Origin of the sequence: Rothia sp. ZJ932 (assembly GCF_016924835.1) — a bacterium.
GTDB lineage: Bacteria > Actinomycetota > Actinomycetes > Actinomycetales > Micrococcaceae > Rothia.
The window spans coordinates 436,323-448,230 of the sequence record NZ_CP070480.1 but is presented as its reverse complement, the minus strand read 5'-3'; the positions used below and the strand labels follow the sequence as shown (position 1 = coordinate 448,230).

9 protein-coding genes are annotated in these 11,908 nt (G+C 54.9%); 7 read left to right on the top strand and 2 right to left on the bottom strand.

All coding sequences use genetic code 11. The features are described from left to right. Positions 1–58: 58 nt before the first annotated feature. Positions 59–1,342 carry a phosphoribosylamine--glycine ligase gene (gene purD / locus JR346_RS02060; protein WP_205482797.1) on the bottom strand — a complete coding sequence of 428 codons (1,284 nt, stop codon included), beginning with the start codon at positions 1,340–1,342 and terminating at the stop codon, positions 59–61. A 200-nt stretch (positions 1,343–1,542) separates the two neighbouring features. Here purD and JR346_RS02055 point away from each other — a divergent pair, with 200 nt between their 5' ends. From JR346_RS02055 to JR346_RS02040, 4 genes are all read left to right on the top strand, one after another. Next, positions 1,543–2,223 (top strand): TetR/AcrR family transcriptional regulator, encoded by a 681-nt coding sequence (locus tag JR346_RS02055; RefSeq protein WP_205482789.1) that lies wholly within the window; start codon positions 1,543–1,545, stop codon positions 2,221–2,223. 30 nt (positions 2,224–2,253) lie between these two features. Continuing rightward, positions 2,254–5,511, top strand: a complete 3,258-nt coding sequence (locus tag JR346_RS02050; RefSeq protein ID WP_205482787.1) for an MMPL family transporter — start codon at positions 2,254–2,256, stop codon at positions 5,509–5,511. 103 nt (positions 5,512–5,614) lie between these two features. Further along, the gene (locus tag JR346_RS02045) at positions 5,615–6,619 is read left to right on the top strand and encodes an asparaginase (protein WP_205482780.1); all 1,005 of its coding nucleotides are present in this window, start codon (positions 5,615–5,617) and stop codon (positions 6,617–6,619) included. Beyond that, the gene (locus JR346_RS02040; protein WP_204877976.1) at positions 6,619–7,002 is read left to right on the top strand and encodes a sterol carrier family protein; all 384 of its coding nucleotides are present in this window, start codon (positions 6,619–6,621) and stop codon (positions 7,000–7,002) included. The genes JR346_RS02045 and JR346_RS02040 overlap by 1 nt, the downstream gene beginning before the upstream one ends. Before the next feature lie 287 nt (positions 7,003–7,289). On the opposite strand, the gene JR346_RS02035 is transcribed toward JR346_RS02040, so the two are convergent. Beyond that, complete coding sequence (locus JR346_RS02035) at positions 7,290–7,553, bottom strand: type II toxin-antitoxin system Phd/YefM family antitoxin (protein WP_205482772.1); 264 nt, start codon at positions 7,551–7,553, stop codon at positions 7,290–7,292. Positions 7,554–7,648: 95 nt separating this feature from the next. Between JR346_RS02035 and JR346_RS02030 the strand changes: the two genes are divergently transcribed. From JR346_RS02030 to purM, 3 genes are all read left to right on the top strand, one after another. Then, entirely contained in the window at positions 7,649–8,014 is a 366-nt protein-coding gene (locus JR346_RS02030; protein WP_204877978.1) for a hypothetical protein, read from the top strand. Between the two features lie 195 nt (positions 8,015–8,209). Further along, a complete protein-coding gene (gene purF, locus JR346_RS02025) occupies positions 8,210–9,895 on the top strand; it encodes an amidophosphoribosyltransferase (protein ID WP_205482770.1) in 1,686 nt (561 codons plus the stop codon). Between the two features lie 33 nt (positions 9,896–9,928). After that, entirely contained in the window at positions 9,929–11,065 is a 1,137-nt protein-coding gene (gene purM, locus JR346_RS02020) for a phosphoribosylformylglycinamidine cyclo-ligase (protein ID WP_205482768.1), read from the top strand. Positions 11,066–11,908: the final 843 nt, after the last annotated feature.

Sequence of the window (11,908 nt, the reverse complement as noted above, 5' to 3'; positions counted from 1 at the left end):
GTAAAAACCGGTGACAGCAGCTTGTATATGTGGGAAGCTACCGTCACCGTAGGGAAACCTATGCGCCTTGCACCGGAATCTTAATGCGATTTTCTGCTGCGACAAGAGCGATATCTGAGCGATACTGAGCACCAGTCCAGCTGATCAGCTCAACACCGTCGTAGGCGCGGGAACGCGCGTCCGCCAAATCATCACCGAGGGCAACAACGGCAAGGACGCGCCCGCCCGCAGTTACGATGTCGCCATTCTTTTCTGCGGTGCCGGCATGGGCAACGTGAATACCGTTCAGGGCATTGGCGGCGTCAAGCCCGCTAATAGCATCACCCTTACGCGGGGTATCGGGGTAATTTTCTGCTGCCATGACAACATCCACTGCGGTACGAGGATCCCAGTCAAGAGCGGTATCTTCTGAAAGTTCACCGCGAGCAGCCGCCAGCAGCAGCTGACCCAAACCGGTACGCAGACGTGCCAGCACCGCCTGAGTTTCGGGGTCTCCGAAACGAGCGTTGAACTCAATGACGCGGATGCCGCGGGAAGTTACTGCCAGACCGCAGTAGAGCACGCCCACGAAGGGGGCGCCTCGGCGTGCCATTTCAGTGATGGTGGGGCGAGCAACGCGCTCAACAACGTCCTCTACGAAGCCTTCGGGCAGCCAAGGCAAGGGGGTGTAAGAACCCATGCCACCGGTATTGGGACCTTCGTCGTTATCGAAGATGCGTTTGAAGTCTTGGGCGGGTGACAGAGGCACCACGTTGGTGCCGTCGGAGAGAACAAAGAGGGAGACTTCAGGACCGTCGAGGTATTCTTCGATAACCACGGTGCCACCTGCGGTGAAGCATGATTCAGCGTGATCAAGGGCTACTTGGCGGTCTTCGGTGACCACAACACCCTTACCCGCAGCAAGACCATCATCTTTGACGACGTAGGGAGCACCGAAGGTGTCTAAGGCATCGGCAGCTTCTTGAGCATTGGTAGCAACCTTAGCCATAGCGGTGGGCACCTGTGCCTGAGCCATGACCTCTTTAGCGAACGCCTTGGAACCTTCGAGAGCAGCTGCAGCCTTAGACGGGCCAAAGACAGCGAACCCAGCCTCACGTAGGGCATCAGACACACCGGCAACCAGAGGAGCTTCAGGACCCACAACCACTAAATCAGCGCTCAGTTCCTGAGCAAGAGCCCTTGCGGCAGCAGGGTCATTTGCGTCAATGGCATGCACGGTAACGTCCTGTGCAATACCCGCATTACCGGGGGCACTGTGTACTTCGGTGACCGTCGCATCTGCCTGTAGCGCTCGAATAATTGCGTGTTCACGCCCACCAGGGCCAAGTACCAAAACCTTCATTCTCTTAGGCTACCGGGTAGCATCACGTTTTGGTAACTTTTCGCCCCGTTAATCGCTGATTTGGCGCGTTTTTTGGCAAAGGTTGAATCTACCAAGCGTTTGCGCTGTCGCTGGCTGCAAGGGTTGGGGGCAGATATCCGTGAGCAAATGCACCACCTCAATATTTGCAGAAACTAAACTATTGCAGTTACTGTACATTTATGCCGCAGAAACCACCCGTCGATAAAAGACGCGCCCGCTCAGCAGCTTCACGCAAAGCAATCTTGGACGCTGCTGAGTCAATCGTGCGTGCCAAGGGTATCGATGCCTTCACCACTAAAACCCTTGTCGCCAAATCAGGGCTATCAGAACGAACCATCTTCAATCACTTTGATAACCTCGATCAAATTCTGGTCACCCGCATCTCTGAATACCTAGCCCCCCTTGCATCCCCCGATACCAACACTCCGTACCCCGTGCTGCCACCCGAAAGCGTCCGCGAACTGCCAGATCTCATTGAAGCCACTTTTATTGAGGCGTTAGAGACGCCCCGTGTGCAAAAAGCGCTCGACCAGTTTTTCTCCCTCGCCCTTGCCGTGGCAACCCGCAGCGAAGATTTACTGGCAGAGCAGATGCTCAAAACCTTAGCTACGGTGGCTCAGCAGAACATCAATACCACTCACGAGAGGCACCCCCATCTCAGTCTTGAACAACGTTTTGATGTAGCTCTTTATGTCAATAACCTCACCTATTCCTTGGTAATTGGTTTCAGCAAGGGTGTAGAAGTGCTCGGTCATCAGGGCATTACTAATCCGACGACCTCTCAGCTTTTGCCCTATTTCAAATGGGCAATTGAACAAGTGAGTGCGGGTAAGCCCTCCCTTGCTCCTCAAAATTTTTAGATCATCAACGAAAAGATAAAGACGCATACAATGGCACATTTTTTGTATAAAATCGGCGATTTCGCAGCGCACCGTGCCTGGGCAGTCATCGCTATCTGGGCGCTTATTCTCGCCGGTCTTGGCGGTGCGTACACCGCCTTCAAGGGCGAGATGAGCGACGAAATCTCTATTCCCGGTACTGAGGCACAAAGCGTTCAAGAGCAGCTCCAAGAGGTGTTCAACATGAACGCCAACGCGGCGAACGGTAAGGTCATCGTTCAGACCGAAGACGGCACTGCCTTCACTGACGCTCAACGTCAAGCAGTTGCCGATGCGGCTGCCTCAGCGCAGGAAGTTGAGGGCGTTGACTCCGTGCTCAACCCCTTTACCGCCCTCACCCAGATTGAAGAGGGCAAGGCACAGCTTGATGAGGCACGCAATCAGCTCAACGCCGGCTCTACTGAGGTAGAGCAGGGCAGGCAGAAACTCGACGCTGCGCAGGCACGGATTGATGACACCCGCGCCCGTTTTAAGGCGAACCAGGCACCGCAAGAAGCCTGGGACGAGTTCAACGCTAACGCTCAGCGACTTGAAGAAAACCGTAAGCAGCTAGAAGACACTCAGCGTCAACTTGACGAAAGTCAGAACCAGGTAAATGAGGCGCGAAGCCAGCTTGAAGCGTCAGCTGCCCCGCCGGAGGCTTTCGCCGAACTTGATGCACGCCAAGCTGAGATTGATGGCGGACGCGCCCAGCTTGAATCGGGGTGGGAGCAGTTTCGTGCCGGTGAAGCTGAGCTCAATGCGGGCAGAGAACAGTTAGAGAACTTCACTCCCACTGAGCAGATGTGGGCTGAGCTTGAAGCTGGTCAGGCTGAGGTGAAAGCCGGTCGCGAGCAGCTTGAGGCTGGAGCAGCTGAGGCTGAGGCTGGTGCTGCCGAGATTGAACGTAACACTGCCCTGTTAGAGATGAACTCCAATGCAGTGATGGTCAATGACAATAATTCAACGGCTGTGGTGGGGGTGACCTTTGAGCAGGAGGTCGGCTCCGTGTCTGAGCAGACCCTGACCGATGCGCGCGTTCCCTTTGATTCTTTGGATGATGCAAGGTTGAAGGTTACCTATGACCAGAACATGAACTCTGTTGTGCCGCAGATGAACCTCGCCGGTGAAATCATTGGTATCGCTGTTGCGTTCGTTATTTTGGTCTTGATGTTGGGCTCGTTAGTGGCAGCTGGGTTACCGATTCTTATGGCTCTGGTGGGTGTGGGCGCGTCCGTGCTGGGCACGATGGCGCTCTCTGGCGTTATTGATATGACCTCAACAACCCCCATGCTGGGCACCATGCTGGGCTTGGCTGTGGGTATTGATTACACCCTCTTTATTCTCAACCGCCACCGCAATAACTTAGCTCAGGGCATGCCCCTGCACCGCTCTATTGCTATGGCTGTGGGCACATCAGGCAGCGCGGTTGTCTTTGCGGGCATTACCGTGATGATTGCGCTCATTGCGCTGAATGTGGTGGGTATTTCCTTCCTCTCTACTATGGGCAATGCTGCCGCTTTCGCGGTCTTCATGGGTGTTGCGGTAGCTATTACTCTGGCACCTGCTGTGCTGTCGCTGGTGGGTTCTCGTATTGTCAGCGGTAAGCGGTGGGCTGAGATTCAGCGTCATAACAACCAGCGCAATAGTTTCAATGACCAGGACGCAGTCGAGGCGAAAGCTGCTGCCCATGCACGCGATGAAAAGGCTACGGGCTGGCTCAAGACGATTCTGCGCGCACCGTGGGTCACTATCGCCGCGTCCGTCGCGCTTTTGGCTCTGATTGCTGCCCCGGTGACTGCCCTGCGTTTGGGTTTACCCGACGCCACCAGCGAAAAGCAGGACTCAGCAGCCTACCGGGCGTACACCACTATGGCAGCTGAATTTGGTGAGGGCGTCAATGGTCCCATCATCGCAGCAGCTGACCTGCCCGAGGGCACCACCGCTGAACAGGCTCAAGAGCTGCAAGTCAGTATCGGTCAGACCCTCGGCGAGCAAGAAAACGTAGACGCTGTTATTCCGGCAATGATTGCTAAAGACAACTCCATGTTGCTCTACCAGATTACCCCGGTGGAGGGTCCCAGCGCCGAGTCCACCGAAAACCTGGTACACAGCCTGCGCGAGCTAAGCGTCCCTACCAATAACGGTGATATTAGCTTCGGTGTGACCGGTCAGGCGGCGATGGCAATCGACATTTCAGAGAACCTCTTCAGTGTTCTGCCCGTCTACGTCGCCATTGTTATGGGACTTTCCCTACTGGTTCTGGTGCTGGTCTTCCGTTCAATTCTGGTTCCGCTCACTGCCAGTGTGGGCTTCCTCTTCTCGCTGCTGGCGGCGCTCGGTGCTACCACCGCCGTCTTCCAGTGGGGCTTCGGCGGCGCGCTCTTTGGTGTACACACCCCCGGCCCGATTCTGAGCTTCCTCCCTATCTTGTTGGTGGGTATCCTCTTTGGGTTGGCGATGGACTACCAAGTGTTCTTAGTATCAGGTATGCGCGAAGCGTACGCCCACGGACGCGATGCAACGGTGGCTGTAACGGTTGGTTACAACCACAACGCTAAGGTAGTGGTGGCAGCAGCGCTGATTATGATTGGCGTCTTTGTGGGCTTCGTCTTCTCGGGTGAAGCGATGATCGCGTCTATCGGTTTCGCGCTGGCAGCCGGTGTTCTCTTCGACGCATTCGTTGTTCGCATGACGTTGATTCCCGCCCTCATGCATCTGCTGGGCGAGAAGGCATGGTGGTTCCCGGAATGGCTCGATAAGCTACTGCCCGATCTCGACGTTGAGGGCACCAAGCTCGAAGAGCAGATGACGGCAGCTCCTCATGACGCCGCCCGGAGCACAGCGAAGCCGAGTTTAGACAAACAGGGCGCAAACAAGCAGAGCGCCGATGAGAAGACAACTCGGGTTTCAGTGCAGGGTGACGCCGTACAGGCACCGCGCACCGGTGAAGAACCTGCGGGGCATCAGCTATCGAGTGGCGAGTCAGCGATGCCAGCTCCTACCCTGATACCACCGCCTGCTTCATCTGATCTACCCTCGGTGGCGGCAGCGTCAACGGCTCTGCCTGCGTCCTCTACTGATTTGGCGGCATCGGTCAACCTCATTGGTTTTGAGCAGACACCGCCGACGCAGGGCGAGGATGCGCCTGCCCCTGAGGCTAAGCCGGTGGGTTTGCTCGATGCGGCGGAACTCATGAAGTACGCAACCTACGAGACAACCGATACGCCAGCTTCACGCGAGGACGGCTCAGGTTCTCAACGGGCATAGCGTTACACATATCGGTGGGTGTCGTCGGTTTAGGTGGTATTTGTACCACCGCGTGAATCGGCGGCACCCACGTCTTATACCCAAAAGATGGAATACTTGAAGCATGCAGACTTTTACCCTTGAAAATGCGGCGGAACTTGCGGTTATTGAGCGCAGCGGTTTTGTTGAATCTCGCCATGCCGGTGCGGTAGTGGTACTTGATAGAGATGGCGCGGTGCTCTTTTCAGCAGGAGATATTGACTCCCCGATTTTTGCCCGTTCAGCGCTTAAACCTTTTCAAACGATTGCTTCGATGAATGCCGGTGCTGAGTTGCAGGGGGCGCAGATTGCTCTGGCTTCTGGGTCGCACACCGGGTCTTTTGAGCATATGAAGGTTGCCCAGGGCATTCTTGAAGAGGCTGGTTTGAGTGCCGATGCTCTGCAGAATCCCGCTGCGTGGCCTCAGCATGAGCAGAGTTTTCATGCGCTGGTGCAGGCTGGTCACGGCAAGCAAAAGTTAGCGTTCAACTGTTCGGGTAAGCACGCAGCTTTCTTGTGGGGATGCGTAAAATCTGGGTGGTCTGTTGAGGATTATCTGTCGGTTGACCATCCGCTTCAGCAGCTGGTTGCTGAAACCATTGAGCATTTTGTGGGTGAGCCGATTGCTTGTACCGGGATTGACGGATGCGGGGCGCCCACGGCGGCAATTTCACTAACAGGGTTGGCACGCGGTTACTCAGTTTTGGGTGCGAGCGTTGAAAACATTAAGGCGGACGCGCGGGTTGCTACCGTTGCTACCGCGATGGTTGATTACCCGGAGTTCGTACAGGGTGAGGGTCAGCCGGTAACGGCGCTCAGTGAACAGCTTGATGCGGTGGTCAAAAATGGTGCTGAGGGTGTTTTGGCGTTGGGTTTGCGTTCCGGTGTTGCGGTAGCAGTCAAGGTTCTTGATGGGTCGTCGCGGGTAGTTGCCCTGGCTGCGGTCCGCGCTTTGGTGAAGGCTGGGGAGCTTGATGGGGCTCGCGCTGAGGAGATTTTGGGGCTTGTCATGCGCCCGATTACCGGTGGTGGTCAGCCCGTGGGATTGATTCGTGGCGGGGAGGCTTTTACCGGTGGTGAGTCTAGCTAATGGCTATTAAGCGCAAGGTTTCTACCGACGAGGGTATTGCCGCGGTTCATGCGGTGCGTTCTGCTTTGAAACAGGATGACGCGCGGGAGCAGTTTGCTGCGCTGTCGCGTTCTGTGCGGGCTACTGCTGTGCGGTTTTTGTTGGAGGAGTTAGCCACTCTTGCTCCGGGTAATTCGGTGGAGGTGCGCGTGCCGCCCTACGGGGTGACACAGTGTATTGCTGGGCCGCGGCATACCCGCGGTACTCCCCCGAATGTCGTTGAGACGGACGCTTTCACCTGGTGCTGTCTGGCGCTGGGGTTTGAGTCGTGGCAGGACGCGAGCGCCTCCGTCTTAGCCTCAGGTCTGCGTAGCGATATCAGCGAGTATTTGCCGGTTCTGTAGTTTTCTTTTATTGAAACTATATTTTTTGGCAGATTTCCCTGCGGTGCTCTACAGCAACTGCGTGTATAACTAACACGCAGTTATCAATGCTGTAGACACTTCTGTAGTTTTCTGTAGGAACCCGCCACAGACGTTGTGTGTTCCCTGAATTTTCTTCACGCCGGGTAGGCGTGGTGTGTCGGCAAGTAGTTCTATAGTCGCTTGAATACGCGGCAAAGCTGACTTATCTAGTTTTTTTTGAGCTGTCGATGCACCGAGCCTGCGATGATTGCCCGATAGCTCAGGTTCTAAAGGCCTAAATCTTTCTTGACGTCTTCCCAGGGAATAAGTTCCTCGTCTCCTTGAGCAATACGTTCTTGTGTTTCTTGTGCTGCGCGTAGATCGGCTAGCTCTTCTGCGGTCTCTAGCAGGTGCTCAAGCATTGCTTCATCGTTGTTTGCTGTAACCCGCTTTCCGTGCCGGGTAAGGTAGAGCGGTTCACATTCTATGCGCGCGGTGTCTACAGCCTCACCCAGACTAGAACGCGCTTCGCTGATAGTCATTTCACTCATGCAACCATCATGTTTTACAAATTGTTGTTTTTGTACAAAACAAGCGATTTTAATGCCAGATACTCTGATTACTTCAAGATGTTATTCTTATACGCATGAGCATTTCGCCCGAAAATACCCCTTCCACTGTGCAGAATCAGCAGGACGCGTCTGCCTCCGCAGAACCGAACCGCGCGTCCTCGGCTACCGCCCCACGCCCGTCTGAACAGGCGGTTACCTACCGTGTGGCGCCGTCAATGACGGGGTTCACTGCAGCTGGTCTGGTGCTGGGTTTGTTGGTAGCGCTCCTCAGCACTCTTCTGGGTCCGGGTTCTATGCAGTACACACTCGGCGCTGTTTTTGGTGTTTTGGCTGTGCTCTTTGGCTCTTTGGGCGCGGCGTGCGGCGCATTGGTTGCGCTGTTTCTTGATAAGAAATCGGTGAAGCGCGCACAAACCTACCGCGCTATTCCCGAAGACTAAAGTTTTACCCCCGGTGTGTTTTCACGCCGGGGTTTTGTTTTGGCTTTCCCGCCAACCATGCCACCCACAAGGTACTGGATGACGGGGTAAAGCCGGTACCACCCGGTACTATAAAAATAGTGCTGTGCATCGCAAATGTGCGAGGTGCAGCACTGAAAGTTTCGCAATCAACCACCAGCGGAAAGAGGGCTCCAATTGGCTCGTCCCGACGGCACACTAACCCTTGATTTAGACCCCATCGACCACGGCCCTAAAGATGAATGCGGCGTTTTCGGTGTGTGGGCTCCCGGCGAGGATGTCGCCAAACTGACCTATTACGGTCTGTACGCTCTGCAGCACCGCGGGCAGGAATCAGCTGGTATCGCTACCAGCAATGGCAAGAACCTCGCGGTCTATAAAGATATGGGTCTTGTCTCGCAGGTGTTTGATGAAGCTACGCTGACGACTCTCACCGGTCATATGGCTATTGGTCACTGCCGTTATTCCACCACTGGTGCGTCACACTGGGCGAATGCTCAGCCGACTTTGGGTGCGACCCCGCACGGTACGCTGGCGCTGGCGCACAACGGTAATATCACTAACTCAGCGCAGCTCTATGAGCGTGTGCTGGCAAAAAACTCCGGCGCTAAACCCCAGCGCGGTGAAATCGCCCAGGGTAACACCACCGATACCGCTTTGGTAACTGCCCTGCTAGAGGATCACCCCTTCGATTCCCTTGAAGAAGCAGCCCTCGATCTGCTTCCCACTCTCAGGGGCGCTTTCTGCCTAACTTTTATGGATGAAAACACCCTCTACGCAGCGCGTGACCCTCAGGGTATTCGACCGCTGGTGCTTGGCCGTCTCGAACGCGGCTGGGTGGTCGCCTCAGAGACCGCCGCCCTCGATATTGTGGGTGCTTCTTTCGTGCGTGAAGTTGAGCCCGGCGAGTTCTTGACCATCGATGAAGACGGTTTGCGTACCCAGCGCTTTGCAGATGCTAAGCCCGCAGGTTGCGTTTTCGAGTACGTTTACCTGGCGCGTCCTGATACCACCATTAGCGGACGCAGCGTCTACGAATCGCGCGTTGAGATGGGTCGCCAGTTAGCGCGTGAGCACGGCGTTGATGCCGATTTGGTCATGCCCACCCCCGAATCTGGTACTCCCGCCGCTATTGGTTACGCCGAAGAATCCGGCATTCCCTTTGGTAACGGTGTGGTGAAGAATGCTTACGTGGGTAGAACCTTTATTCAGCCCTCTCAAACCATCCGCCAGTTGGGTATTCGGCTCAAATTGAACCCGCTCAAATCAGTGATTGCTGGTAAGCGCTTGGTGGTTATTGACGATTCCATCGTGCGTGGCAATACCCAGCGCGCTATGGTACGTATGCTGCGCGAAGCGGGTGCGAAAGAGGTACACGTTCGTATTTCATCACCACCCGTTAAGTGGCCCTGCTTCTACGGCATCGACTTTGCCTCCCGCTCAGAGCTGATCGCTAACGGTCTTGTAATTGACGAGATTCGTGAGTCTCTCGGTGCTGATTCGCTGGGTTACATTTCTGAAGACGGCATGATTGCAGCCACCAACCAGCCCCGCGCTAACCTGTGTACGGCTTGTTTCACCGGTGACTACCCGGTAGAGATTCCCAGCCACGAACGCGGCAAGAATGTCTTTGATGCTGATAAGACCGGCGGTCCGTTCTCTGGCGCTGTCGCTGAAGTGACTGTTAAACGCCCTGTACCGAACAAACCCGAAAACGCTCAGGCTGTTTCTATTGACACACGTCCGGGCACTGAGGCACTTGAGCACAAGGTGGCAGAAGCAGACGCAGCCCAGCGTGGCTCCTGCGATCCAGGCCCCGATTCTGACCTTGAGTCGCTGGTTCTGCCCGAAGACAAACGCTAAGACCCCACCCACTTCTTGCAAAGGATTAAATTGATGACTGAAAAAGTAACCTACGCCGGTGCTGGCGTTGACGTAGAAGCCGGCGACCGCGCTGTTGAGCTGATGAAGGACGCGGTGAAGGCAACCCACAGTGCCGGTGTTGTAGGCGGTGTTGGCGGTTTCGCGGGTCTTTTTGACCTCTCTGTACTCAAAGAGTACAAGAAGCCTTACCTGGCAACTTCAACCGACGGTGTGGGCACCAAGGTAGCGATCGCGCAGAAACTCGATATTCACCACACTATCGGTCAAGACCTGGTGGGTATGGTGGTTGATGACATCGTGGTTACCGGTGCGCGCCCGCTGTTTATGACTGATTACATCGCTACCGGCAAAGTAGTTCCCGAACGCATTGCTGATATTGTGCGCGGCGTGGCTGAGGGCTGTTCACTGGCTGGCACCGCCCTGGTGGGTGGTGAAACAGCTGAGCACCCCGGTCTGCTGGCTGAAGATGAGTACGATGTTGCTGGCGCGGCTACCGGCATTGTTGAAGCTGACGAGCTACTGGGTCCAGACCGTGTGCGTGAGGGCGATGTTCTAATTGCTATGGCGTCCTCAGGTATTCACTCCAACGGTTACTCCCTGGTGCGTAAGGTGCTTGAGGTGGCTGGCTGGGGTTATGAGCGCCACGTTGAAGATTTCGGACGCACCATTGGTGAAGAGCTCTTGGTGCCCACCCGCATCTATACCGCTGACTGCCTTGATTTGATAGAGGCATTCCCCGTCAATGGTGAAGACGGCACCACCGGTAGCGGAATTCGCGGTTTCTCACACGTCACCGGTGGCGGTCTGGCAGCTAACCTGGCGCGCGTCCTACCCGTTGGCACCGTTGGTCTGGTTGACCGTTCTACTTGGGAAATTCCGGCTATTTTCAAGCTGATCGGTGATTTGGGGGCTGTTCCTCAGGCTGATCTTGAGCGCACCCTCAACCTGGGTGTTGGCATGATTGCTGTGGTTGATCCTTCAGTTGCTGATGCGGCTGTTGAGCGTCTGAACAAGCGCGGTCTGCCCTCATGGATCTTGGGCACCGTCGAGGCAGATAACGGCGAGCACAAGAGCAATGCCGACTATGTACAGGGCGCTAAGGGCGTGGACGGCGGTGCAGCAGTGCTGCTCAATAGCTACGCTAGCTAAGCAGCTAGCCCTCTAAAGGTCTAATATAGAGGGCCCGTTTCTTCATCTGCAGAGGATGAGGAGGCGGGCTCTTTGTGTGTTTAAGGAGGCTTATTCGGAAGAGAGGATAGGTAAAATTTTAGGAACCCTTGACAGAAAAACGTGTCGGGCATTACATTAATAAGCAACCTACCGGTAGGGTTCTTAGCCGCTTTATAAACTAAGGAGTTTATGATGTCTTCTCGAACCCGTATGAGTGCTCTCATAGCTCTACTAAGTATTACTTTTATGCCTATGCAGTCAGTTGCGCTGCCCAATAATATACAAGAACAGCCTATAAGCAAAGTAGAAGATTTTAGCTTTGTTCATGATGACGATAGCCCTCCAGTTGGTGGTCAATATTTTGGAGATGACCCAAGTGGCACCACACCCAACGCATCCTGGAGATCCAGCTACGCAGTCAGCACAGAAACAGTACAATTCTTCTACACAGGAAGGTGCCGCTAACTTATACCAAGGAGAGCGAATCATTGAGGTTTGCATGTGGTATACACGAAACAGCGCTACTGTTGCTGGAAAGTCTTGCTCTAATGCACGCAGCAACGGTTCAGCATGGAGTGCAGGCTCTGAAACAATACTGCGGACTCACGATTCGCTGGGCTGGAACGACCTTCCAACAATCTTTAGGTACAGCATTCGAACTGTTCCCAGTAACCTCGTCTAAATAGCAGGCTTATCCAGAGGGGTATTCAAAGGACAGACAGCAGCGGAAGGATGTTGCAGCGACGAGTCATAGACTGCTTGAGTAGAGCGTTAGCAAACCTGAAAGTTAGCTCGTCCTGATAAAAAATCTTGCACAATACT